At 69.0% G+C, this 25,291-nt stretch carries 20 protein-coding genes and 2 pseudogenes; 5 read left to right on the forward strand and 17 right to left on the reverse strand.

Translation table 11 applies throughout. The annotated features are described in order from the left end of the window. Positions 1-225: 225 nt before the first annotated feature. The gene (locus tag BGK67_RS34770) at positions 226-612 is read right to left on the reverse strand and encodes a hypothetical protein (protein ID WP_079154760.1); all 387 of its coding nucleotides are present in this window, start codon (positions 610-612) and stop codon (positions 226-228) included. 217 nt (positions 613-829) lie between these two features. On the opposite strand from BGK67_RS34770, the gene BGK67_RS38105 reads away from it, so the two are divergent. Next, positions 830-2,314, forward strand: a complete 1,485-nt coding sequence (locus BGK67_RS38105) for a competence protein CoiA family protein (protein ID WP_107489055.1) — start codon at positions 830-832, stop codon at positions 2,312-2,314. A gap of 72 nt (positions 2,315-2,386) precedes the next feature. Further along, positions 2,387-3,195 (forward strand): IS5 family transposase gene (locus BGK67_RS37055; RefSeq protein ID WP_432215423.1). Its coding sequence is split into 2 segments (ribosomal slippage): positions 2,387-2,719 and positions 2,722-3,195, totalling 807 coding nucleotides; the frame shifts between segments, so codons are not numbered across the junction. Here the strand turns inward: BGK67_RS37055 and BGK67_RS38475 are convergent. The 14 genes and pseudogenes from BGK67_RS38475 to BGK67_RS41365 all read right to left on the reverse strand — a co-directional run. Next, complete coding sequence (locus tag BGK67_RS38475; RefSeq protein ID WP_141754163.1) at positions 3,176-3,484, reverse strand: hypothetical protein; 309 nt, start codon at positions 3,482-3,484, stop codon at positions 3,176-3,178. The genes BGK67_RS37055 and BGK67_RS38475 overlap by 20 nt on opposite strands. 634 nt (positions 3,485-4,118) lie before the next feature. Further along, entirely contained in the window at positions 4,119-4,799 is a 681-nt protein-coding gene (locus BGK67_RS34785) for a helix-turn-helix domain-containing protein (RefSeq protein WP_069924533.1), read from the reverse strand. A 244-nt stretch (positions 4,800-5,043) separates the two neighbouring features. Next, positions 5,044-6,069 (reverse strand): hypothetical protein, encoded by a 1,026-nt coding sequence (locus BGK67_RS34790; protein ID WP_069924534.1) that lies wholly within the window; start codon positions 6,067-6,069, stop codon positions 5,044-5,046. Positions 6,070-7,054: 985 nt separating this feature from the next. After that, positions 7,055-10,105 (reverse strand): patatin-like phospholipase domain-containing protein, encoded by a 3,051-nt coding sequence (locus BGK67_RS34795; RefSeq protein ID WP_141754164.1) that lies wholly within the window; start codon positions 10,103-10,105, stop codon positions 7,055-7,057. A gap of 235 nt (positions 10,106-10,340) precedes the next feature. Further along, on the reverse strand, positions 10,341-10,760 hold the full coding sequence (locus BGK67_RS34800; RefSeq protein ID WP_069924536.1) for a hypothetical protein: 420 nt from the start codon (positions 10,758-10,760) through the stop codon (positions 10,341-10,343). A 163-nt stretch (positions 10,761-10,923) separates the two neighbouring features. Next, positions 10,924-11,151: a hypothetical protein gene (locus tag BGK67_RS34805; protein WP_244291580.1), complete on the reverse strand. Its 228-nt coding sequence runs from the start codon at positions 11,149-11,151 to the stop codon at positions 10,924-10,926. A 52-nt stretch (positions 11,152-11,203) separates the two neighbouring features. After that, positions 11,204-11,494, reverse strand: a complete 291-nt coding sequence (locus BGK67_RS34810; protein ID WP_069924538.1) for a hypothetical protein — start codon at positions 11,492-11,494, stop codon at positions 11,204-11,206. 372 nt (positions 11,495-11,866) lie between these two features. Continuing rightward, positions 11,867-17,143, reverse strand: coding sequence for a sacsin N-terminal ATP-binding-like domain-containing protein (locus BGK67_RS34815; RefSeq protein ID WP_069924539.1), 5,277 nt, complete (start codon positions 17,141-17,143; stop codon positions 11,867-11,869). Positions 17,144-17,678: 535 nt separating this feature from the next. Then, positions 17,679-17,858 (reverse strand): hypothetical protein, encoded by a 180-nt coding sequence (locus BGK67_RS34820; RefSeq protein WP_069924540.1) that lies wholly within the window; start codon positions 17,856-17,858, stop codon positions 17,679-17,681. Between the two features lie 450 nt (positions 17,859-18,308). Then, complete coding sequence (locus BGK67_RS34825) at positions 18,309-18,680, reverse strand: hypothetical protein (RefSeq protein WP_069924541.1); 372 nt, start codon at positions 18,678-18,680, stop codon at positions 18,309-18,311. Between the two features lie 315 nt (positions 18,681-18,995). Then, complete coding sequence (locus tag BGK67_RS34830; RefSeq protein ID WP_141754165.1) at positions 18,996-19,283, reverse strand: hypothetical protein; 288 nt, start codon at positions 19,281-19,283, stop codon at positions 18,996-18,998. 312 nt (positions 19,284-19,595) lie between these two features. Beyond that, positions 19,596-19,766 (reverse strand): hypothetical protein, encoded by a 171-nt coding sequence (locus BGK67_RS39305; RefSeq protein ID WP_167739676.1) that lies wholly within the window; start codon positions 19,764-19,766, stop codon positions 19,596-19,598. Between the two features lie 162 nt (positions 19,767-19,928). Then, positions 19,929-20,223: pseudogene (gene tpg / locus BGK67_RS40565) on the reverse strand (telomere-protecting terminal protein Tpg); the annotation flags it as partial. Between the two features lie 38 nt (positions 20,224-20,261). Continuing rightward, positions 20,262-20,956: pseudogene (locus BGK67_RS41365) on the reverse strand (IS701 family transposase); the annotation flags it as partial. 250 nt (positions 20,957-21,206) lie between these two features. On the opposite strand from BGK67_RS41365, the gene BGK67_RS34850 reads away from it, so the two are divergent. From BGK67_RS34850 to BGK67_RS34860, 3 genes are all read left to right on the forward strand, one after another. After that, positions 21,207-21,896, forward strand: a complete 690-nt coding sequence (locus BGK67_RS34850; RefSeq protein WP_069924546.1) for an RNA polymerase sigma factor — start codon at positions 21,207-21,209, stop codon at positions 21,894-21,896. Positions 21,897-21,910: 14 nt separating this feature from the next. After that, entirely contained in the window at positions 21,911-22,375 is a 465-nt protein-coding gene (locus BGK67_RS38480; RefSeq protein WP_141754166.1) for a hypothetical protein, read from the forward strand. A 430-nt stretch (positions 22,376-22,805) separates the two neighbouring features. Further along, positions 22,806-23,750: a zeta toxin family protein gene (locus BGK67_RS34860; RefSeq protein WP_141754167.1), complete on the forward strand. Its 945-nt coding sequence runs from the start codon at positions 22,806-22,808 to the stop codon at positions 23,748-23,750. On the opposite strand, the gene BGK67_RS38485 is transcribed toward BGK67_RS34860, so the two are convergent. Both BGK67_RS38485 and BGK67_RS41070 read right to left on the reverse strand, forming a co-directional pair. Further along, entirely contained in the window at positions 23,726-23,923 is a 198-nt protein-coding gene (locus BGK67_RS38485) for a hypothetical protein (protein ID WP_141754168.1), read from the reverse strand. The genes BGK67_RS34860 and BGK67_RS38485 overlap by 25 nt on opposite strands. Before the next feature lie 230 nt (positions 23,924-24,153). Beyond that, positions 24,154-25,119, reverse strand: coding sequence for a hypothetical protein (locus BGK67_RS41070; RefSeq protein WP_347878466.1), 966 nt, complete (start codon positions 25,117-25,119; stop codon positions 24,154-24,156). Positions 25,120-25,291 lie beyond the last annotated feature (172 nt).

Raw genomic sequence — 25,291 nt, forward strand, 5'->3', positions numbered from 1 at the left:
CAGCTGGTGGCAGCACTCGAACCCCGAAGCCTATCCAGCCTGCAAATGTCGTCCGCGCTTCAGCGCCTGTCCCCCGGGGCGATGACCGCGTAGGGCCCCTCCCTCCAGGCTCACCACGCTGAGGGTGGCGCGCAGCGAGGCTCGTCGTCGGCAGGCGCGCGAGGACTTCCTGCTGGGGACGGAACTATGCGTTCCCGGGCTGGCGGCCTAACCGACCGTGGTGGCTCAGCGGCGGTAGTGGTTGAACACCGCGTCCCTCTCCGTCTCCCACGTCCACCCTTGTACATCCCCCCGGCGAAACTGCTCTGACTTGGCGAGTACCTCGAACTGTGGGGAGGGCTGCTTGGTGCGCTTGTTCACGACGATGGCCGTCAGCATCACCGGGGCACGTCGGTCTGCCTCGACCTCGCAGGCGGCTTTCAGGAGGCGGCTCATCAGCCTGCCGCGGGGCGGCACCGAGAAGTGCGACTCTCGCAGCAGCGAGCTCAGTGTGCCGTAGCAGTCGGTTCGTCCTTCGGCCGCCCAGGCCTTAATGATCTCGACCATCGCGTCCCTCGCCGCGCACCAGGCCTCAGATTCCTCCCGCAGCCGCGGGAACTGTGTGTCAGTCATCCCGGTATGGCAGCACAACAGCGCGAGGAAGGAGGGCGTTCCCCAGAATTTGGGCCAGGATCGGTCCCAGGTGCCGCTGCCCGGCTGCGCCTGCCCCGACCACAGGGCGCTGGGGCTCGGGCGGGTTTCCGGCGAAAACGGGTCGGTCCGACGGCAGTCTCGACGGCAGCGGGCCCGCCTATCAGGCTGGGTTGAGTACGGTGACAGAGGGGGGACGATGGCGTTTCGTGCTGTGCACGCCGAGTGGGGCACGGTGTTCTCGCATCTACCCGACCTAGGATGCGGGCGGGCGTGGGAGGCAGTGTGGAAGGTCCGCCCGCCCGCTGCGATCGCCTGCCCAGAGTGCGGGCACTCGATGCACGCGAAGACCTCCGAGCGAGGGCTTCGCTTCTTCGCCCACGCCCCGCACGCACCGGACTGCGAGATCGCCCGCCAAGGAGAATCCGAGGCGCACCACCTCCTCAAGCTGGAGCTGGTCAGCGCGGCCCGGCAGGCCGGGGCTCACGCTGAGCTGGAGGTCCGCGCGCCGGACGGGTCGTGGCGGGCGGACGTGCTGGCCAGTGATCCAGCCGGGGCTTGGCGGATTGCCCTGGAGGCGCAGCTCTCCCCGATCACCGTCGCGGAGATCACTGAGCGGACGCAGCGTATGGACGCGCACAATGTGTCCTGCTGCTGGTTCAGCGACCGGGCCCGTCCTCCGTGGCTCGGGGCTGTCCCCTCGGTGCGGCTGGTCTCTGCGGAGGGTGGTCTGGCCGTCGCCGAAGGCCTGGTGAAGTTCACCGGGCGCTCCTGGGAATCGGGGCCGCAGGCACCCCTCGTCGAATTCCTGCACTGGCTGTTCACCTGCCAGGTCTTCCCGCACACCCCGCGTGTGCGACTGAGGTACCCCCAGCGCCAGCTCGCCGAGGTCTGGACGGCCCTCCAGTACATCCGAGACGAGGAGGCCTATCTGTGGCAAGAGGAGGAGCGTCAGCGGCAGGCGGCCGAGCAGCGCGAGCGGCTCCAGGAGCGGGTGAGATACAGACGGGCCGACATCGACCGGAAGAACGCCGCCTCCCGTCGGGCCGCCCTGGAGCGGGCCACCGCCTGCGAGGCGGAAGCGCGGCGGGCGCATCTCGGACCCGCCGGGGCCCAGTGGTACGACGCGCTGATGCGCCGGCCAGGGGTGGGGCAGGCCGTCGGACACCTGGCGCGTGAGCACCACATCACCGTGACGCCCGGACTGAGCACCGGCGATCCGAGGTGGGGTGGGGGGACGCCGCTGATCGGCCCGGACGGCACTCCGGCCGCCGTGCTGTCGCCGGTGGCCAGGCTCATACGAGGGGAGGCGTTCCGGCTGCTGGCGGGGATGCTGCTGCTGTTCGAGACCAGCATCGAGCAGCAGCGTTTCGACCGTAATACGCGGAAGCGCAAGGCCCCCATCGATGGCTGGCGGACCGAACACCTCCCCACAGCGTCCGCGGGTTCTGCGGGCCCGCCCGCTGTGCCAGCACCCCGCCGCGCCCGGCCCCGGCAAACGGGCGGCTCGTGCACCTGCACGAAGCCGGAACTGACCGCCGTCATCATGGGCCAGCCCCACCCGGCCGAGCCTGCCGAGCGGACGACTCCTGCCAGTGTATGCGCAGGGCAAAACGGTTCCGAGGGGGATCCTGGGGCGCTCTTTGTGTGTCGTACTGACCGAGTGGATTTCGATCCCGAATAGCTCGTAACAGGATCTTGGTGAGATGCCCTGGTCGGGCGTAACCGGTGTGATGATTCGGCCGTTCGTGAGTGCGTGAGCACTCGGCCGTGGATCGTGGACGACGACTTGTGGGCGCTGATCGAGCCGCTGCTGCCGCCCTGGCCGACGAGGTCGCCAGGGCCGCGGCCGGTCGCAGACCGGTTGTGCCTGCAGGGCATCCTGTACGTCCTGCACAACGACATTGCCTGGCAACTCCTGCCACCTGAGCTGGGGTTCGGCTCGGGACAGACCTGCTGGCGAAGACTGGAGCGGTGGCAGCAGGCCGGGGTCTTCGACCAGCTGCACCGAATCCTGCTCGCCGAGCTGAACGCGGCCGGCCGGCTCGACTGGTCCAGGGCATGCGTGGACGGCTCTCACATTCGCGCGAAAAAGGGGGAGCCGACACCGGTCCGTCGCCGGTCGACCGGCGGAAGACGGGCAGTAAGCACCACCTGATCTGCGACGGACGCGGCACCCCGCTCAAGGTCATCACGACCGCGGCGAACGTCAATGACGTCACCCAGACCCTCGCCCTGGTCGACGGCATCCCGCCAGTGGCGGGCCGCCCCGGCCGTCCCCGCAGACGCCCGGACGCCCTGCTCGGCGACAAGGGCTACGACTCCAACCCCAACCGGGAAGAGCTGCGCAAACGCCGGATCCTGCCCGTCATCTCCCGCAAAGGAGCCCCGAACATCAAGGGCATGGGCAAACTCCGCTACGTCGTGGAGCAGACCTTCGCCCTGCTCCATCAGTTCAAACGCCTCGCCGTCCGATGGGAACGCCGCACCGAACTCCACGACGCGCTCGTCTCCCTCGCCTGCAGCCTCATCTGCTGGAGACGCCTCAAGAAACACGATTCATGATCGTGTTACGAGCTAGAAGGGGCTTGTGGCCGAGCAGGACCCGGAAACTACTCTCCACGTTCTGGCGTGCCTTCCTGGCGATCCTTTCGAGTGCACGACACTGTTCAGCGTCACCCCGCTTTCCGAGCTCCAGCATATCGCCGATCACCTTCCGCAGCCGACGCGCCTCTCGCCACATCTGCTTGGATGCATCAAGGTTGAGGCGGTGATACGTCTCGATGAACTCGTCGTGAGCCAGCTGCGCCTTCTCCTCCAAGTCCTCATCTGTCGAGCGGGTGGCGGCAGACACCCTGCGCACTCGACACTGACGACGCCCCGCGCGAAAGTCGGCCAGACGGACGGACGCCTCACGGGATCTTCGTTGGGCGACGAGCAGTCGTGCGTAGGTCTCACGTAGAGCTGTCCGAGTTTGATGTCTCAGGTCGTACCTCTTGATTGCGAAAGTGGCGGCAATTCCGACCAGGATCGCTGTGAAGGCTGCGTTAGCTGCCGCCACACCCACTGACTCATTGAAGTTAAGTTGTGCAAGAAACATCGCACGGTCCTCTAGGAATGATTCGCTGCGGAGCCATTGCTTGCAGGGCTCGCTGAACCTCAGGCAAGTGCCGGGTCAGGGCGTCCGTCGCCGCTTGTCCCAGCGGATCCGCTCAGAGATCCACTCACGCGACCTGTACACACCGGTCTCCTGACACGACTGTGATCAACAGGCACAGAATGAGCGACAAAACAGCCCAAAGGGCCCATTGCGCCAACAACGGCATGTCACACACCATCACACTGGGCGGCTCCCAAACTCCCCGCCCGAACCAGTGGCTCCCGAAAAGCGCCGTCCTGGCTCTACTTCACCCCGCTAGAAACAGCGCCCGACACCGCAGCTCCTGTTGCCGCCGCCGGCGGGGCGCGGGGCGGCAACGGCGGCGACGTCAGGCAGGGTCGGCCTCGTACTCACGGGCAGCCAGGAGGAGTCTCTGCGCTGTGCGTTCCCCGACGCCGTAGCGCGCGGCGATCTCGGCGGATGTGGCCGGCTGCGCCCCTTCCCGGGCTGCGAGGGCGAGTCCGGCGGCGATCTCGGCGACACGGGGGTCTGGTCGGCGCCGGGGGGCCCGGTCCTTCGAGCCCTGCGGGCGGCCGGCCCCGGTGAGGTGGGGATGGTGGCGCTGATCGCCTGCGCTGAGCCTGGCTTGGAGGTCGGCTCGGCGGTACCAGGTACGGCCGTGCCGCTGGACGACGGGTAGGTACCCGTCCGTTCCGTAGTCCCGGACGGTGGAGGCCCGCGTCTCCAGCACGGCCGCGGCCTCCTGGTCGGTGAGGAGGTCGTCCGGGTGCTTCTCCCCCGGCGGCACCGCCGGGGGCCACATGCCTTCGGCGTCCGCACCGGTGGTCGCCGTGGGGCCGTCATGCCCGGATCCGGGAGGCCAGGTGGAGCCCGCGAGGAATGCGCGGGCCTGTTCCTCGTCGTAGAGGCGCAGGCGCCCGCCTTCGTTGACCAGTGGCACCCGGTCGCGCATGTTCGCGCCCTCGTTTCGCTGCCAGGTCTTGAGCACCACCTTCCGCTCGGCGGCGATCTCGGCTTCGGTCAGGGTGGGTCGGCCGCGCGGGATCACGGTGCGCTCCTGTGGGTCGTGCGGGGCCGCGTACAGCCCGTGGGGATGGGTGCTGTGGATAGACTGCCCGACATGTCGCACTCCCTTCTGTGGAGGTGCTGACGGGTGGGGGCCAGTGGGTACCGCCGTCTCCTTCGGGAGTCGGACCGCTGGCCCCCGACACGTTCCAGACGGCGTGTAGCGCATAACGTGCAGGAGCGCCCCGGGCCTTGGCCCGGGGCGCCACCTATCTCTCCTTTGCCTGTCACGACGCCTGCGCGGTCAGGCCCGCCATGGCGGCGCGCATGGCGCGCACGGAGGCGAAGCGCTGCCTCTCGATCTCCCGGTGGAATCGGTCGGCGGACATCTCGGCGACTTCGCCGTCGGTCAGGCCGAACCGGGCGGCGGCCGCGTAGTGGGCGGCGACCGCTGCGGCCACGGCGTCGAGGGTGCGCGGGTCCGGCACCTCGTCGTAGAGGCCGGGCAGCGCCAGGGTCAGCTGCTGGCCCTGGATGAGGATGCGGAGGGCGCGGTCGAGGACGGTCTGCGCGCAGTGCCAGCCGTCCGCGTAGTGCAGCAGGGCGGTGACGGCGTCGATCACGTCGTCTCCGCTCACGAGCGGGCTGCCTACGGCCAGGGCGTTGCCAGGCCGCTCCCACTGGGCGGACAGGCTCGTGCCGCAGTCGCCGCAGGCTACGGCGGTTCCGCTGCTCGGCGGCTGGTCGTCTTCGGTGAGGATCTTGCGGGTCACGCCGCTGGCTCCGACGACGGTGACCTCGTGGCCGACGTGCTCGGCGAGGACGTTCGAGGCGCGGCGTCCCTCTCGGACGGCGGTCAGGTAGGCCTGGAGGACGCGTCCACCCCGCTCCGCGTCCATGGCTCCGGTGTCGTGGCCGTCGATCATCGTGTGCGCCTCGTAGGCCTGGTAGTCCTCGGCCTCGGGCACGGGCTGGTCAAGCCCCAGTCGCCACCAGCCGCCCGACTCCTTGGCCAGGGCGGGGCACGGGTCGGCGTCGTCGCAGGCGATGAGCCCTTCCAGCTCCGCCGCCAGTTCCTCCCAGGGCAGGTGGTCGTCGAACATCCAGGCGTCCTTGGCGTGCTTCGAGTCGAAGGGCTTCTCCACAGGGATGTAGCCGTGCCCGACGCGGCGCATGGCGCGCAGGGCGCATGCGGCCCCGTCGTTCGTCATCTGGAAGAGGAGGTGAGTCGCCTTGGGGCAGCCAGACCAGATCTCGCCGACCCATTCGGAGATCTGCTCCAGCGGGTGGATGTGGGTGTCCTCAACGGGCATTGCGCTCTCCATGTCTTGTGCTGACGGGTTGTCGACCGCCGGTGAGGGGTGGGTACCGACCACCCCATCCGACATGGAAAACATTACGGCTATAAGGGACTTCATGTCAAAGAGGAACCCCTCGCGGCGCGCGAGGGGGCGCTCAGTGTCGTGCGCAGGGTGGATGTCAGTGGGATGCGCAGGGTTATGACAGTGGGATCGCAGAGTTCGTGTTAGTAGGCAGTGACGGCTCGGGAAGCATCCGGAGGCTGTAGAGCACGTTGTCGTGGAAGCGATCGATGTCGCCGCGGGTGACCGTCTCGGCGGCGTCCAGGTCTTTGAGGGCTTGGCGCTGGGCGGCGTCGTGCGGGTCGATTCCGCCGTCGACCCAGACGCGGAGGAGGTTCTCGGCCTCGGCGGGTTGGATCGGGCCGCGTACGGATGCGTGGGGCTGCGTCCGTCCGGTGAGACTGCCGCTACGGCGACGAGACCGGGCACGACGCCGCGGCCGCCGGGTGGATGCACTACCGGGGCATGGGCCTCATCGCCCTCAGCGACAATGTGCGCGGTCGCCTGTGACCGAGCCGATCTCCTCCAGCCGCTCCCTTCGCCGCGAGGGCCCGCAGCGGCGCCGCGACTGGGTACCACGACGCGCTCACCGTCTTCACCGCGCTCGCGTACGCGGATGGCCCCCTTGCAGCCGACGCCCTCACGGCCGCCCTGTCCTGGACCCGCCACTGGCTACCTGGACGAGCTCGCCCGCGCCGAGCTCGTCGAGTGCGAACCGTGCCCGCGGTGCGCGGCTCCGCCCGGCTCACTGTGCCGGGGGAACTCTGGCGTCGTCGCCGTCGAGGCGCAACGCCGTCCCGGAAACGACCGATTCCGGGACGGCCGCCCGCCATGGTGACCGGGAGGCGTGGGCCGTCCAACGGCGACATGCTCGCCGTCGCCCTTCGCCGGCGATACAGCACGGATTCGGTCACCCCAATCGCCCGGCACCTTGGCGTCAGCCGGGATGCACCTTCCCAGCCTCGGTGCCGAGGTAGTGTCCGAGCGCCCGGTAGGCGTCGAATTGGGCGTGGTCGAACCACTGGTCGGAGGTGGCTTGGCGGGGGAATGCCTTCTCCCGGAGGGCGTAACTGAGCAGCTCGTACGGCATGTCGGGGGTCAGACTGGCCTTCACGTAGATGATCTTCCCCTTTGTGGCGGCTGGTGCGTCGGGCGAGAACATTTCTGGTTCCGGGTACTCGATCGTGCCGCGCACCACGCAGGTGGCGGAGAACCGGGCGTTCAGGGCGGCCATCGGCGCCTCGGGTGGGAGCGGTTTTGCGCTGCCGGGCACCAGGTCCAGCAGGTTCTGGCCCCTTTCTTCGAAGGTGATCGTCACTCCGAGGTCTTCGTAGGCGAGCGTCACCGCCTGCGCGAGGGTGGTGGCCAGCGGCGGCGTGTCCCCGGAAGCGTCGATGACATAGATGGTCCGGCAGCGGAGCCGGAGCATTTCGACCAGACCGAGATTGTCGAAGTGCCCGCCGTCGGTGCACAGCAGCAGGGGAGTGGTGTCCGAGTACCGGCCCACCAGCTCCTGGAGTTGGTACCGCAGCCGCCGTACCCGTGGCAGCCGCGGCATGGTCCGGTTGGGCCCGTACTTCGCCAGTTCCGCGAGATAGAGGGGGTTGGGCACCCAGGTGCCGAGCCGCATGTTGGACAGTGCGAGCAGCCGCTCCATATACATCGTCTGGGTGCCCATCGCGGAGGCGAAGGCTGCTCCGGATACGGCGACGGCGGACTGTACGGTCAGGTCGCGCCTGATCAGTGCGGGGGCCGTCTTCTGCAGGGTGTCGGTGCGGACCCAGCCCGTATCGGGGCCGCCGCAGTAGTCGGAAGCGAAGGTGAAAGGCACGGCGGGGCGGCCGGGCGCGGTGCGGTTGCGCAGCGAGAGGGCTGCGGAGGCGGCGAAGATGACCTGAGGGAAGCCCTTCACCTGCCGTGCGTACGGGTCTAGCGGGGTCGGCTCGTTGTTGTAGTCGTAGGGCACGGCGCCGACCGAGCCGTCCTTCAATACAGCGCGGCGCACGGAGAAGGCGCTGGCCAACCGCTGTCGGTAGAAGGGGTGCAGGCTGAACGTGGTCTGGTCGATCGCGAACGCCAGCACGGGCAGGGCAATCGGCACCGTCCATTTCCACCCTGCGGGCCAGCCGCCGGCGTAGACGGCCGCCCAGGACATGAGGGCGAGGCAGAAGAACGCGACCAGGAGCAAGACCAGCCAGCAGACCACGGCTTTCACCCAGCCGCCGCCGACCTGCATGACGAGGGAAGTGTTGCCCTTGCCGAACAGGCCTGCCTTCTCGCCGTCCGGCTTCAGCTTCTTCACTGTCTTGTGGACGGCGGTGAACCAGGTGCCGAGCGCGGTCGCCGCGGCGGTGAGCGCGGCGAGCATCGACAGTCCCCTGCCGTCGTTTTCCACTACTCCTTGCTGGTGCGCCAGCCAGGCAAAGAACCAGATCACTGCCGGAAGGACGATGGAGATCAGGGCGACCGCCAGGGCCATTGCCACGATCGCGTTCACCGTGCTCCGCAGCCATGCCGGGCGGGACTTCGTCTTCCCTGCCCTTGCGCAGGCGAGGCCGACGGACACCAGGCCGGCCAGGCCGAACAGGGCAAGGACGGGGTGCCAGGCGTTCGGGTACAGCTCAAGGGACGGCAGAAACACCTCTGCTGGCCCGGGACACTCCGGGATCTCCGGGATCTCACACGTCGGCTCGAACACCTTCGTCTGCGGCGTGAAGCGGTGAAGGTCGGTCAGCGGAAGCCGTGAGTAGAACGCGTTCAGGAACTGGCCTGCCACCGCGAAGACCAGCGCCAGCATGCCGAAGGAAACGGCCATGCCCCGCAGCACCGCCCCCGCGGCGTTCAGTTTCTCCTTAGGGGTGTCCGCCAGGTACTTCGCGTGCCGGCGGATGTGATCCTCCTCCGGGCTGCCCGGCGCGAACGCGTCGGCGGGCTCCGCGAGGCCGGGCCGCACAGAGGGGTTCCCGCCTGCGTCCTTGAGCCGAGCATCGGTCAGGGCCAGTTGGAAGGCCCCGGCGGTGTACCCGCCGCCGGACACCGACACCAGATACCTCGCCTTGAGCAGTTGCCCGCGCAGTGCCTGCAGCGCGCCCAGGGTGATCGAGGCTGACCGGATGCCGCCGCCGGAGACGCAGAAGCCGACCTCCGCGGGAAGCCGGCCGGGTGGCTGGTACGCGCGGGTGCGCCAGCGGGTCACCGCGCTGGCTTTAGGGTCCTGACCCTTGGCCGCGGTCCACTCGGGCCGGGGCTCCCAGTCGTGGGGCGCGGCAGGCGGGAGGATCACGTCCGGGTCGCTCCACTGGCTCTCCGTCCCGCCCCTGATCCTGTGGGCGTGGGCCACGAGGGGAGGGCGACCGTCCTTCCGCGCACTTAGCACGACGGAGGGGTCCAGCACCCGGCGGCAGTAGAGGGTGACGACGATCAGGACGGCCGCTGCCACCAGCGGGACGACGAGCGCCCATTTCAGCTGGGCGAAATAGGTCGCCCACTGCAGGTTCCGCTCCAGATCACGCTCCGCGGCCGGCCGCAGGACCCCGACCCAGGGCAATACAGGACCGTCCGGGTCGGTCTTGATCCGGTCCAGGGCCTTCCAGAGAAAGATGTTCTCCACGCAGTCCGCCGCCACCGCCACGGGGGTGAGGATGAGGGCGCGGCGGGCCCACAGACGCGCGGACTTCCGATAGAGGAGCAGGTGCCCGAGTCCGAAAGCCCCGGCAAGGGCCGCCCCGTACCCGGGAATGAACCACCGCCAGTCGAGCACGAGGCCGTCCTGGAAGGGCTTGGACTCACCTCCGTCCTTCACGATGACGCGGGCCCCCTCCGCCGTCGCTGCGAACTGCAGCAGCAGTTCCCCGTCCCCCGAGGGCCTGGCCCGAAACGGCGGATCCGCCCCGTACCAGAGGATCATGAAGAGACCGGCGACAAGCCCGAACAGACACAACCAGGGCGAAATCTCTCGCAGTTTCAACTGCGCCTGAGCGTTCGACATGCACGCAACGTAGTCACCTGAACGCCATTCGTATCGATGCGCGCCATACACAAGGTCGTACAGGACCCGCTCAGTCCACCCGCCTTGGCCGTCACACCAGCTGATGCCGCCACGCTTCCCGCGCGGTCCCTCCACGCGGTGGCGGCAGAGCCCCGCCCATGGCCGACCGAATGGCCACTGACATCTGCGTCCCACTGACGTCTACTCTGCGCCCGACACTCAGCGATCCGCAGACCTACATGTGACGGCTGCTCCAGGCGGTCGGCAGACCGTCCTCGCCGCGCCAGACCAGGTACAGGTACTCGTTGTGGTTGACCCCGGAGACCCGGGTGGAGGAGCCAGCCGGATCGCACCAGGTGGCCAGACGCCTAACCGTTCGACCAGAGTCCGGGTCCTCGCCGGCCTCCAGCGTCAGGCGCCCCGGCGTGCGCGAAAGCTTCGTGAGCATGCCCTCGAAGTCCCAGCCGCCACCACGGCGCGGGGCGACCATCAGCTGGGTGGACCCGTCGTCCTCGGGGTTACCCGTCACCAGCCGCAGCTGGTGCGACGGGGCTGCGGCATAGGGTGCGGCCCCCACAGGCGCGGTCACCGCGCCGAGGGCGGCGCCGGCCGCCAGCAGCAGGACGGCCGCGGCCCTGCGGCTCCGCCTCTTCATCACAAGACCTCCAGTTCCAGCCGCCCCGTGACGGCCGTGCCTGTGATCAACCCCGGCCCTCCGCACTGGGCACGGTTCGTCCGGTGTGATTCGGCCGCGGCCTCCAGCAAGTACGCCGGAGGGCCCGGCGCGCACCAGGTGCAGCGCCAGGCCCTCGGGCCGGTCAGTACAGCAGAACGTGGGTCATGAGGATGTGGGGCGGGTCGGCGTCCAGCACGATGACGTACTCGGCGAGGCCGAGTGCTCCCTCCTCGCCGAGGGCAAGGCGTCGCTGCTGGGGCCAGCGCGCGGACGCTGTACTCCCAGGGATCATCCCCGCGGTCTCGCTGATAGAGACCATCGCAGCGACGAGCGCGCCAAACGCCTCCGGCGGAAGTGCAGGGTCCATCATCAGCTGCACGACTTCTTCCGACAGTTCGCACGGAAGCCCACCGTCGTACGACTCAGTCAACGGGGAGGCCCGCCTCCCGGCGTCGCGTGATCAACTCGCCCAGCGAGACCCTCGGCATCGTGCCGGCCAGAGCGGCGTCCGCACGCCGGTCGGCCTCCGGATCCGTGTCGAGCATTGCCTCGAGCCACCACCGCCGCAGGACGTTCTCCACCCTCTCCGGCGCGGCGGCCAGCAGCTCGCGGTAGAACTCCATCCGACGCTCCCCTGACAACGCGGCCGCGATGCCGTCGGCGTTGCGCGGTACGCGCTCCGGCTCGTGCCCGTGAATTGGCTGTGCCGTCATGGTGTGCCCCTTTCATTCAGCTCCGAGTCTGCCCTGACTTCGGACGGGCGGTCGACCCTCTGCGTGGGAACGGCCGCTGTGCAGTGCGTCCTCCAGTAGCCGGCGGCGCTGGCCGTGACTCTCCAGCCGCTGGGCGGTCACCACGACCCGGTGGGTAGCAGGGGTCAGCGCTGTAGGAGCGCCCAGCTCGAAGGCTCCCCACGTGTGGAAGACGGCGTTGTTCGTGAGACCCCACAACGCCGGATCATGAGGCAGCTGACACCTGACAACAAAGTTGGTCGCGATCAGTGCCTTGACTTGCAGTGTCTTGACTTTGGCCCGACTGGATTAGATTGCCAAAGGCATCTATTTCGCTCCGGTCCCCGCCCGGCGCTACCCCGTCCGCGATAGCTGGAACCGGTAGCGCAGGCCCTCGCCGACCGAGCGGAAGAAGTGGGCCGACTGGGGGTGGAGCGGGTTGGGCAGGAGGTGGATCTTCCGCAGGTCGGCATCGAGGGCGTGGGAGACGTACAGCACATGGAACGTCTCCCGCTTCTTCAGGGAGCGCGCCCGGGCGATCTCGGTGGGCGAGAGGACGAACTCCCCCTCGCCTCCGGCTGAGGACTTCACCTCGAAGAGCAGGCTCGACCGTTTCCTCTCGACGACGAGGTCGTAGCCGAGCGTGTCGTCACCCATGCCGTCACCCAGGACCTTGTTGCGGTAGCCCGACACCCAGGCGCTCTCGTCCACGGCGTCGTACCGGTTCATGAGCCAGGCGAGGGCGGCGACCTCCCCCGCGAGTCCGACCGCGAGCGCCTGTGTGTCGGAGAGCTTGCCCCGTCGGCCGGCGGAGAATCCGGGGCGCCCGGCGCCCGGGGGCCGCTGTGTCTGTCGGCCCAGTTCAACGAGCGGGGCGTCGCCCGCGGAGCCGAGGAACTCGGGGGTGAGGCCGGACCGTACGGCCCCCACGATCCCGTGGTAGTTGTCTTCCTCCGCCGACATCCTCGTGCGGTCCAGAACGATGTGTCGCCGCTCCTCTTGCCGCAGCCGCCGTTCCCTCTTCTCCTGCCGTTCGGCGTCGTCCAGCTCTCTGGGCGTCAGTCCGAGGTCTCCGGGTGTCAGGCCGAGCGGGACGGCGTTAGGCCAGCGGTCTCCGGTCCGTAGCCAGCGCAGCGTCGTGGCGTCGTCGAGCGGAAGGAAGTCGAGCAGCCCGGCGGCGGTCGCCTCGGCCGCGAGGCTCTCCGGGTCTCCCGGGAGGCCGGAGGCGGGCTCGTCGTGTGCGGCCTCCCAGGCGTGGATCAGGGTCCGTGCCCGCTTCAGCCGTTCCAGGAGGAGGGGCCGGTTGGTGAGCCGGAGTTCGTCGACGGGCGTCAGTCCGGCGTCCGTGCCGAGCGGCGGGGCCCCGAGTTCGGTGAGCCAGCGGTCGACGTGCGCCTGCATGAGGGCGGTCTCCAGGTGGAGGTGTTCGTCCGCCCAGGCGGTGTCCGGTACGAGTCCGGTCGCGTTCCGGTTCTCGGCGTACGAGGTCAGGGGGGCTCCGGACCGGAACGCGTCCAGATAGCCGGCCCGCAGCGCGTCCAGGATGCCTCGTCGCCGGCCGGTGACGAAGTGCCGGAACTCCTGCTCGATGCCCTCCGCGTTGCGTAGCGGCCGGTAGGTCGAGCCGAGGGCGGTGATCGCGGCGTTGAGCTCGGGCAGCGACAGGGACATGGCCCTGCGGGCGGTGTCCAGGTCGGGGTGGCGGGCCGCCGCCCGCAACGCCTGGTGGTCCGCCGGGGTGAGCCGGGCGGCGAGCCAGCGGTCCAGTTCGGCCTCGGAGGCGGGGGCCTCGTCGTCGGACAGGAGGGCGCGGGCCGCTTCGAGGTCCATGGTCGCGAGCAGCGGCACCAGGATGTCCAGGAGGGCGTCCAGGGGCTGTCGCAGGGTTGCGGCGATCTCGCGCACCCGGGCCCGGTCCTCGCCCAGGACGTCGGCGATCGCGTCGGCGTCCGGGCTTTGGCCCGGGCCCCAGCCGGCCGCGTTCAGGTCGAGGAGGGCCATGCGGAGGGTGTCGGCGAGTTCGGGGTGGTGGAGGAGTTCCATGATCCCCGCGGCGGACCGCTGGAGAAGGTCCTCCTCGCCCTGACGGGGCCCTTCGAGCAGCAGGGTCGGGCTGTCCTGGTGCGGGATGGCAAGCCACCGTCTGCCGCCGTGGCCGGGCCGCTCGGTGATCTCGTCCACGACGGAGGTCAGGACGCCCGCGTGGACGATCCGGATGCGCTTGGCGATCGCGCAACCGCGCCGCACGGATTCCGTGGTGGGGCGGCGGAAGCGGCTGGCGCGCAGGTCGATCACGGCCGCGACGAGGGTCAGGAGCCAGTCCCTGTCGGCCGTGACCAGCGGGTCGCCCGCGATCCCTGCGTGGAACGCCTCTCCGTCCACCCGGACTTCGACGCGGGCTCGGGAGATCCTTCGAATGCGGGAGCCGAAGCGCTGCTCGAGGAGAGCGGCCACCGCGTCCCCGTGCGCGTTGCGCATGCGGAGCAGCGGGGCGCCGCGTTGTTCGAGGAGCTGGACGAGCTGGCGTGCGTCGGTGTCCTCCACGTACAGGTGGTCCACGGCGGTCGGGGAGTCCGTGTCGTCGGCGAGCATGACCGGCTCGAGCCGGCCGCCCCGGCTGACGATGACCGTCGCCCCCGAGCCCTGGGGGTGGGGGGCTTGGCGCGCCTGGGCGCACTCCGCCCAGGCATCCTCGTACGCCCGGCGGAAGGCGGCCATCGTCGTCTCGGGGACGGCGCCGTCGCGGAACAGCTCCGTGAGCTCGCGGACGCGACGCGCGGCGGTGGCCGGGGAGTCCCACCGCTCGAGTCCCCAGTCTATCGTGAGGCGAACCGCGCGGTCGTTCGCCTGGAACGCCCGGCGCAGCGGAGGGGGCACCAGGGGCACGAACGAGGGGGCAGCCTCGTCCCCGTGCGTCCAAGCGGCCGCAGGCCGGACGAAACGCCAGTCGACGCGCTCGCGCGCGGACGTGACGGGCATCCACTCGGCCTCGGCGAGGAAGGCGGTCACCGGTGTGGGCAGGGTGAAGGAGTCCCACCGGTCGTTGTAGCGCCGAACGGTGACGTGGAGGGCCTCGGCGGCCCACCCGGAACAACCGGTGGCGACGAGCTGGGCGTAGACCCGTTTCGCGGCGTCAGACAGATGGTGGTGGTCGTCCTGGCCGGGCAGCCGGTGGAGAGGGGTCCGCCCCACGTACTCGGTGTAGCGCCGCTGGCCTGTGGGGAGGTTCCTGCGCACATGGCGCAGCCAGACGGCTGCGGTGGCTGGCGTCAGAGACGGCGTCGGGGGCGTGCCGTCCGTGAACTGACGGCCGTCCGCCCGCAGGGTGGAACGGGGTACCGGCTCGGGGCAGAGCCCCGAGCCGACCCCCAGGCGCTCGAGGAAGGCCCGCCACTCCGCTCGGTCCGCGCCCCGGAAGGCCTGGTGCTCCGGGGGTGCGGTCAAGCGGCTCCGGAGCGCCGCGAGTTCCTCCGAGACGTCGCGCGCGCGGTCGATGAGCTCTTCGAGCAGCTTCGCTCCTTCTCCACCCCAGCTGGCGCTGAACAGGGCCTTCGCTGCGGGTATCCACACACCGTCGGCGCCGGGGACGAGCAGCCCCATGGCCTGGATGTCCCGCCACGGCGCGGTGTCGCTCCTGAAGAGCCGGAAGGCCCAGGCCAGGACCTCCGCCGCGAGCTCCGGCGTGGGCTTGTCCTGCAAGGAGCGGGCGACCAGTGCCAGCAGTTCGTCGGCGCGGTATTCGTTGACCAGGCCGCCGTCCTCGAGCATTCGGCGGCCTGGCTGCTTGCTTGTGACGCTGCCGAGCCGGTTCTTCCACGGGATGTTCCGCGACACGAAGAAGACTCGATGGCGCAGTGACCGCGGCAGGCGGGGACCCTGCCCCGTGGCGCCTGCCTCGCCGTCGGCCCTGGGCGAGAAGAAGGCCGTGGCACGTCTGACCTTGCTCTCGGCCGCATTGCACAGCCGGAGCTTTCCGTCGTCGTCCATGAGGATGCGACGGCCCTGGAGTGCGCGGGGCCGCTCGACGCAGCCGGCCAGCTCGTCGTAGAAGCGGGCCCAGAGCTCCGGCCGGAAGGGTGTGCTGGCGAGGCTGCGCGCCAGGCTCTCCGCCCAGGTCGCCACAAGTTCGTCCGACGGCCGCGGTGAGCGGCCGACGAGCGTGGCCACGGCCTTCTCAAGCCGGGCCGCACGCTGCCCGGTAACGGACGGGTGCACGAGTACGGCGTCCGCGTCCCGGGTCAACCGGTCAGTCGTGAAGAGGGTCCGGTCCTTGTCGTCCCAGAGTCGGGCTTCCGTGAGGGAGGCCCATGACCGGGTGTCCGGCGCCAGGGGGACGACCGGGGCCGTGCCGACCTCGTGTCCGAGCCGCTCGAAGGCTCGGGTGAGCCGGTCGGACATGGACGCGTCCCAGCTGAGCAGGTCTGCGCAGAGGGTCGGTGGGAGCTCCAGGGTCCCGGCGGAGCAGGCGAGGAGCGTCTCGGCGCCAAGGAGGGCCAGCTCGTCCAGGAGGAAGTCGTTGAGCGGGACCGTCTTCTCGAGGTCCACGCGGGCGAGCTTCGCGAAGAAGGGCGCGTTCACATGGGCTGGAAGGGGGGCGACGGCCTGCTCGCCCATCGGCAGGTGGGTGTAGAGGCGTCCTGCGGTCAGTCCGTCCCCGACGGGAATCGCGAGCGTGACCCGGGCGTCTCCCTGCCAGTCGCGCCAACCCTCGCTGATGTGGTCGCCGAGCACGCTGCGTTCGACCGCGTCGCCGAAGGCCTCGGCGGCCACCTGCCGGTCGAGCAGGACGAAGGTGCCGCCGTCGCCGACGGTCACGGTGCTGACCGTGAGCCGGTCGAGTTCGGCGTCCACTCGCTCGGTCCGGGCCAGGGTGCGCCGTTCGACCACGCCGTCCTGTCGCTCCTCGACGGTGAGCAAGCCGATCCGGCGCAGGAAGAGCAGCACCGGCGGGCCGGCGGACAGCATGGTCAGCTGGTCGGCCGCCTCGGCCCGGGCCTCCTCGCTCTTCAGTGGCAGGCGCAGCACGGTTACGTATCCGTCGGCTGCGAAGGCGTTCACGGGGTCGGGAACGCTGTCCAGGGGCACGGGTAGGCAGAGGTGGAAGACGTCGGCGGCCACCTCCGCCGCGAGGGTCGCGTCGCCGTCCAGGAGGTCCTTGAGCGAGGTCCCGTCGGCGAAGGTGAAGCGGTAGCCGTCGAAGGCCCGGCCGCCTTCCTCGGCGACCGAGTAGACCTGGGGTGCTCCGGTCAGCTGGAGAACGCTCTTGAAGCCGATCCCCTTGTTGCCGATGCCCTCCTCGGGGCGCTTGTCCGACTGGGCGATGTCGGTGATTGCGTCGAAGTTGCTGGGGCTGACGGGCCGCCCGGTGTTCGCCACGTACACCGCGCCGTGCGGGCCCTCGTCGTGGTCAAGCCTGATCAGGACCCGGCCTCCCAAGCCGCCGGCGGCATGTGCGTCGTGGGCGTTCTGCAGGAGTTCCACCAGGGCGCGGTGCTCGTAGTCGCGGACGGCCTGCTCGATGAGGTTCTTGAGGCTGCGGAACAGGTTCCAGCGGTCCTTGGACCCCTGGTACGAAGCGATGCGGTCTAGCGTCTTCGCACGCACTTCGGCGCGGTGGTCCGGCATGGTCATGTCCCCCTTCAGACGCGCCCGACCGTAGCCCGTGGGTCGGACAACGCGGCCGGGCGGGCGCCGCTTCACCCCAAAGAGCGAACACGGTTGGCCGGGGAGTCTCAGAGCCGCGGCCCATCGGCCACGAGGTGGCCAATGGCCGTGAGATTTGGCCACACCATCTGAGACCCCACCGAGCTCTTGTAGGGTCTCGGCGCCCATGGCCAGCAGCGGTGCCGTGACCTGGCAGTTGCCGTCGTGTCTCACGGCCTGGCCAGCCGTCCAGTCTCACGATCGTGTCCAAATCCTCGGGGCGGCTGGCTTGCTGGCTCGTCAGCTCGCTGGATAACAACCAGTTGACGGAGTGCAGACTCCCCGGACTCCGCGCGGGCTGGCAGGGCCCCGTACGCGGCAGTTCGGAGCTTCACCGACCCGCACTCGGTCAACTGCCCGGGGGGCTGCAGAGGGGCGCTGAGGGCCGCTAGGCCCTCAGCGCCCCTCTGCAGCCCCACCCCCCCGCGCCGGACCTCTCCGAGGACCCCCCGGCGCCGGCCTTTCAACGCTTCCTGCGGCGGTACCGCAGGAAAGTGGAGGTCAGCTCGGGCAGCGCGCGCACAACGGCGACGGTGTCGGTCCGATCCGCGCGACACAGAGCCACGACGCAGACGACAGCTGCGCACACGATCCCCACGACCAGGAGCACGGGCAGTACAACGAACATCGGGTCAAAGGTCATGACTAGTCCTCCATCAGTAGAAAAACGGCCCCCCGCGGGCAGCGGGACGACCTTGGAGGAGCGGCCACCTAGGCACGCAAGTACCTCCACCTACTCGTGGGGCTTGCGCGATCCGGAACAGGAACGGCGGCGAAATTCGTCCTCAGACTCTTCGAGAGTGTCGAACGCCTGTGGGACGGATGCGAACCGCTCTCCTGCCTTGTTATGGGGTGGAATCCAGGGAATGTCAGATAGAACCTGGCGGCCCGTGGCGGCCGGGAGCGGGCGGAGACAAGAGCGGGCAGGTCATCGGGAAGTCCTGAGCCCCAGACCCGGAGCCTGCGAACCGTTCCCAGCCGGGCACCGACATACACGCGGTGAGACGCGCTCTATTGACGTGGGCTCGATGCACGACGTGTTCGACGACGTCCCGGTGCTCGTCCTGCTCCTGGGCGTGGCGGCCGGGGTGGGTCAGCTGCCCTTGGTCTCGGTGTCGGTGCCCTTCGGCTTCATGAGCTGTGAGACGCCGATCAGCGCCGCGCCGATCAGCAGGGCCGTCCAAGCGCGCTGGAGCAGTCCGTACACCGCGAAGGTCAGCCCGATCCCCAGCAGCACTGCGTGCGCGGGCTCGCTGTCCCGCTTCGGCTTCGGCTTCTCCGCCGGCGCCTTCAGCGCCTCGATCTCCGCGACGAGCTCCTCGATGCGGTTCGCGAAGTAGGCGTGGCCGCCGCTGTCCGGTACGCCCTTGAGGTTGGCGAGTGTCGCCGAGCACCGGTGCAGCTCGGCCTCCAACTCGGCGATCCGCTTCGCGGCCAGTGCGGCCTTCGCGTCGTCCTCAGGCACGTCGTCCTCCCCCCTCTGCCGTCGTATGGACAGCAGCCGGACAAGCGTAGGGCTGTCCGCCGAGCTGAGGAGGCGCTTCGTCGGAACCGGTGGCGGGACACTCCGTGGACGGAACGGAAGACGCCCCGCTCTTGTCCGTTGGTCGTGACCGGGCTGCGGCCGAACTCGACCCGGTCCTCCAGGGCTTCGACCGTGGCTTCGATGGCGAGGACTGACGCGCCAGCGGCCCTGACCGCGTCGGTCCGGGGCTCGCGGGTTGTTCGGGCGCGGCCGAGTGGCGGCTGCCCGGGCTGTTTCAATCGTTGATCGCCCGCGTCAGGCCAGCGCAGCGCGCCCTTCGTCCGTGGCCTCGACCAGGTCGGGCCGCTCACCGTTCGCCGGGTGGACGACCCGCACCAGGTCCTTCTGCCAGAGGGATACCGAGGCCCTATAGAGCGTGAACTGCTCCTCGTACCAGGCCAGGCGAACCGGGTCGTCCTCCTGGGCGTGAACCTCGGGTGGCCCAGCCTGGGTGAGGGCGGGGAAGAACTCGGACATTGCGGCCGGGGCCGACGCCTGGGCAACGGCGTGCAGCAAGCCCCGCTCGTGAACACTCAGCTTCATCACGTCAGCGTAGAGACCCGGTCCCCGCATCAGCGATCAGGTCGACGGGAAGGCGGGCATCGCCGAACCTGCGCATGTGGCTCGCTCCGCGTTCCACTCCAGCCGACGGCGGGCCGGGACCTGCCGGTACTCGAGGAGGCAGACGGCCGCAGGGTCGAGCCGGACACCGCTGTCGCCGACCCGCTCAACGACGCCCCGGGCCGCCAGCCGGTCCACTTCCTCCCTTAGCTCGCCAGGCGTCAGAAAGTACGCTGGCCCGGCCATGAATCCCAGCTGGAAGTTCCTGAGCTTCGACTTCTCTTCGGGGTGGTGCTACTTCGCCTCCAGCAGTACCAGCCACAGCAGAGCAGCGGCCTCGCAGGGCGAGTTCGAGGACTCCCGCAACAAGTGCGGGTGCAACGACACCACCAGCGTGTCGACGGAGTCGACATCGAGCGGCAGGAGCCTCCGGTCCTCGCCCGTGTCCGGCAGGATCTGGTGCATCGGCAACGGTGCCATCGCGCGCCGGGCGGCCTGGATGCGGCCCCCGTGCAGCTGGGAGCGTCCGGCCCTGTCCGGCGCGCACTTCAACGTCGGCCGCCTGCGGAGTGCCGTGAGCCCCGGACCGAGGTCCGGGGCTCACGGGCTGTTCGGGGTACGGCCTTGCTAGAGGTCGAGCTCCCGGTCCAGGACGTCGTTGATTTCGACTTCCTCGAGAGAGCCAGCGCGGCGGCCGCCGCTGGAAGTAGACCTCCTTGAGAGCCTCGGCGGTGAGCTGGCGCAGAGTGTTCTCGCTGGCTCCCTGCTGCTGGGCGTCAAAGAGCCGGGCGGCGTGCTGCGGAGGCAGGGCGACGGTGAGGTGCCGGATGCGATCCTCGTCCGTCGTATCCATCGGGGCCCCGGCGTACATAAGGCGGGCGTGAACGTCGATGACGATGCCGCCGGTGGTCGCCGCCTTCTGGCCGGAGTCACCAGATCCACGACACCAGATATAGCCCCGTAGTGGTCCAGGCCGGCCTCGTTCTTGGCTGCCTGGAAACACTCCTCGATCGCCCAGCGGGCCCCGGGCAGCGCGGACGATCTCAGCCTGCGGAGTGTTCGCGGGCGCGTGCACCAGGTAGTAGGCGCGTTCGCCGTCGGCGAGGCTGCGGCGGATCAGCAGGGCGTCTTCGAAGCCGTCGTCGCGCGCGCCGGGCAGCGAGACCAGGGCCCAGGCGTATTCACGCAGGCCGTGGACGCCCTCTCCGGCGGAGCGGATCTCCCAGGCATGTTCCGGCAGGATCGCCGAGACGGCGCGGGCGTTCTGTCCGCGCGGCCCGCACCGGTGCTTGCAGGAGACCGCCAGCACGTAGCTCAGACGCTGCCCGGCCAGCCAGCCGCGCAACACCGGGTCCTGGCCGTAGACCTCGTCGCCGGTCACCCAGCGCGAAACGGCACCTTCGCGGCAACCGCCCGCTCCAGCATCGTGCGGGCCAGCGCCGGCTTGGTGCGGAAGGTGGCCTCGTCACCGATCCGCGCGTCCGCCCGGCGGGCCGGATCCTCAATCCAGGAGGTCGGCAGGTACAACTCCCGGTCGATCAACGCCCACCCTCTCGTGGAGGCGTAGGCCAAGAACACCCCACCTGGCAGTTGTCGATCTTCCCAGAGGTGCCGGTGTACTGCCTCTGCACGCCGGCCGACCGGGTGCCCTTCTCGCCGTCAGCGGCACCCGGCCGTCGTTGCCTTAAGGAATCCGGACTCGCGCCAGGTTCCGGCACAGCCGTGGCCTGCACGAACTCCAGTCCGTCGGCGGTCAGGCCCCTCTAGTCAAAAATTCCTTGTCCGTACATGGCAGATCGACCCTCGCCGCGGCGTCTCTCTTGGCAGGACCAGCTTCCTCGGTCTGTCGGACTCGGTCCCTCCTGGGACGAGGGTCCGAGACGCCCTACCGGTAAGGAGCCGTCGGTGCTGATCGGCGACCCCTTGTATCCGTGCTGCACCGGCACGCCGCCGGCCCAGGTGACTGTGCCGGCGCCGCTACGTGCAGTCCACCGGCAGTCGGACGCCACACCCGCCTGCCGACACCACCAACCGTTCGTGCCCTACCAGCTGGCGTGCGGCCTCGCCTCCGCATACCAGCCACGGCAGATCACGACCCTGGAGCTCGAAAAGGAATTCGTCACCTTTCTCGAGCGCGACATATTCCGCCTTTTCCGAACCGCCTACCGACAGGAAAAAAATCTCCACCGATCCGAGGATGTCCTACAGGATGCCACAAGCAATATGTGGCAGAAGTGGCGCTATATCAGGATCAGGGTAGACGAAAAGAACTGGGCGGGATATGCGAGCTCCTGCGTGATCAGGAGCTACTACGACCTTCTGAAGAAGGAGAGCCGCGAAAGTGGAAAAGGCGTCAAGCTACGGCTAGAGCGGAAAACCCCGGACCGCGCGTATCGCAACATTGAGGAAGAACTTCAGGTGATATCACTCCTGGATCTCCTACCACCCAGGCAGCGGGACATCCTCCACATGCGATACTTCGAGGGCCTGTCGATCGCAAACATCGCAAGCCAACTAAATATATCCGTGAGAACCGTCAGCCGAGAAGAGAAGAAGGCGATGGAGTTCCTCAGGGAAACCGAACAGCTGGAGTAGGGAAGAAGGCGGCCATGAACGTTGAAGAACGTCTTGCGGCTGTCGATCCCCTACCCGGCGAACGGTTCGATGCGGGGGCCTTCCTGGCACGGGTTCTGCCCGCGCTGGGGATCGCCTACCGACCGGATGCCGGTGCGGCCGGCCCCTACGGGGCCGGCCCGTGGCACGACGGAGACGAGGGGGACGGCCGGGAGCCCAGCGATGCACCCGAGAGGGATGAGCTCCTGGACGAGCTGCACGGACTCATCTGTGTGGCCAGGGACGAAGAGATAGGAGGCGTATACAGGAGGATCGCCGAGATCCTCGAGACCGTCGACGGAGAGGAAGCGGCTCACGCGTGGTGGCTCCACGCAGCAGAAGCCGGCGACGAAGTGGCCGTCGCAACCGTCGAACACCTTCCACAACTCCCCACACCCGAAGAGCGACCCAGCGCCCTTCAGCTCATCGAAAACCTTTCGCAGCGCGTCTGCATGCTCTAGCTGTGAAAGACCAGTCAAGCCGAGTGCCCAAAAGATCATATGCCGAAGGCTAAGCGGTATAGGTCTACCTGGACAGGTCGGCATTGCGCCAGAGAAACAGTGATCTACGAGTATCGGTCCCACTAGGGGCACCGCCGAAAATTTAGGAATTGAATCGACAAGGAGGAGAAATGACCTAGTCAAATGGATGAAGTACTGAGGCATGAGGGCCGCGAGGGTGGCCCGACATCCTACAGATCCAGTGTGTGACCCGTCATGCAGGGAGCCTGGTTCCGCCCCACCGGAGGCGGAACCAGGCTTTCCACATTTCCTGACCCCGAGCTGACCGATTCGGGCTTCCGCTGCCGTCTCCTCTTCAAACCTGAGAGGAGGAGCGGTGAAACCCCAGCCCCCGGTCACCGAAGCGCACCCCCCGGCGTCCACTGCACCGTTGCAGCAGGATCGAACCCGGTACGCGCTCAGTGCGACCGAACACCAGCAGATCTTCGACGAGGACATCGTCCCGGCCTACCTGACCGGCATCACCCCCCACGAGCGCCCCGTCGTCGTGTACGTCATGGGACAGCCCGGCTCCGGCAAGTCCCGCAGCGCGGACCAGCTCCAGCACGCGCTGCGCGCCCGCGGCCCGATCCGCATCTGCGGCGACGACTTCAAGGCGATGCACCCCAACTACCACCGCCTCCTTCGCACGCATCCCCGGACGGCCGGAACCGAGATCCGCGGCGACTACCGCCGCTGGTGCACACAGGCCGAGGCCTACGTACGGGCACACCGAGGCGACCTCATCATTGAGGCCGCCCCCGCCGACGTCGACGACTTCTGGGCCAGCGCCCTGCCCTTCATCGAGGCCGGCTACCGGATCGAGATCGTCGTCCTCGCTGTACGGGCCGCCGACAGCCGGCAAGGTACCGCCCACCGCTACATGCTGCTCCAGCAGCAGGGGATGCCCGCCCGCTTCACCTCTGCGGCCGGTCACGATGCCTGCTACAGCGCGCTGCCCTCCGTGATCGCCAGCGCCCTTGCACACCCGCGGATCTCCAGCATCCTGGTGATCCGCCGCGGCCTCACTCCGCTTCACCGGGCCGAAGCCTCCACCAGCCGCGAGGCGCAGCAAACGGTCTTGGACGCGCTGGTCGCGGAACGAACTCGCCCGTACACGTCGGCCGAGGCGGCGACGTTCCTCGCCGTCCAGATTGAGCTGGCCCGCGCGTTGCCCGATCATCAGGCCGAGCTGTCGCAGATCATGGCACTGGCCACGCCGTTGATGGAGACCTTCGCCGCGCTCGCCCTGCTCCCAGCACCGCGGCCCTCGGATGACGCCACACCCCTGGCCCATATCAGCGAGCGTGGTCAGGGCGACGTCAGGTCCCGATAGCGGGCCGCGTACGCGGCGAGGGTCTCCGCCGCTTCTTCGGCCGTGGCCTCGCCCAGCGCGCGCTGATCCTCCACGCACGCCCGGCGGGCCTCCAGCAGCTCCTCAAGAAGTCCCAGGTCCGGCTCAGCAGCCCGACGTTGCTTCATGATCTGCTCGGAGTACCAGGCGATCACCAGCCGGATCGACTCCTTCGCCGCCCCGTGGCCAACCTCCGGGACGGGAGTGCACGCGGGAGGCGGCGCAGAGTGGGGAAGTTCGTCGGGCACAGCAGGTCGGCCTTCCAGTCGGAGGGTCCCGCCATTGTTCAGCGCCCAGCGCTCCGTGCCAAGGAACCCACACCCCATGCGCCTCGGCTCGCGCTGCTGCAACAGCAACCGCACCGGCACATGTACCTCCGCCGGCTTCACGGAAGCCTGGGGGCGCAGAGGTTCCAGCCGTCCTTCCCGGCCTCGCACGAGAAACGGTCGATCCGCGAGATGCTTCCCTCAAACGCATGGCAGTGCACGTAGGTTGAGCACAGTTGATCAACGATGTCGGGGGCGTTGTGGCAGGCAGGGATCTCAGGGCGCTGTTCAGCACGAACGACCGCACGGTGGCGACGGCGGAGGCGTTCACGAACCGTCAGGCGCAGTGGGAGCTGGTCGCGGCCGCGCTGGGTGAGCACCTGCGGCATGTCGCGGATCCCGCTTTCGACGTCGAGGACCTGGAGCGGCCACGGAACAACGTCATCGTGTTCCACGGTGTCGGCGGAATCGGCAAGACGAGCCTGTCGAGGAAGCTGGAGGCCGCGCTCGCGGGCGCCGACCAGCGGCCGGCGCAATGGGGTGAGCCCGCCTGGTCCGGGAAGCGCATCCTTCCCGTACGCATCGACCTGTCCCGCTCGGCCGGCACCTCGTTTGAGGACCTGGTGCTCACCATCCGCGCCGCGCTCGCCGAAGTAGGCCATCCGTTGCCTGCCTTCGACATCGCGTTGCGCCGCTATTGGGAACAACAGCATCCCGGCGAGAGCCTGGAGGAGTACCTGAACCGCGGTGGTCTGGCCGCGCGGTTCGGCAAGGCGATGCCGCAGCAGATGCAGTCCGCGCTCTCCGATGTCGCCCAGGCACTGCTTCTGCCCGGCACCGTCGGCTCCGCCGTCGGAGCCCTCACCGGTTCCCTGGTCAAGGCGTTGCGCGAACGCCGTCAAACGGTCCGGGCACTGGCCGGCTGCGCCCGGCTGGAGGACCTGCTGGAGGCTGAGCCGGACCTGGACGCGCTGTCGTTCTACCCGCACCTCCTGGCCTGGGAGCTCGCCCAGCTGCCCGCGAACAAGAAGACGATGCCCGTCGTCCTGCTCGACACCTTCGAGGATGTCGGAGACCGTACGCACCGCGACCTGGAGCGCTTGATCCAGCGGGTGGTGTGGCTCATGCCGAACGTGTTCTTCGTCGTCACCGGCCGCTCACGCCTGCAGTGGGCCGACCCAGGCCTACAAGGACAGCTCGACTACACCGGCCCGACCGCCTGGCCGGGCCTGGCCTCCCCCGCCGGCGGCGTTCCGG

Origin of the sequence: Streptomyces subrutilus (genome assembly GCF_001746425.1) — a bacterium.
In the GTDB taxonomy this organism is placed as follows: Bacteria; Actinomycetota; Actinomycetes; order Streptomycetales; family Streptomycetaceae; genus Streptomyces; species Streptomyces subrutilus_A.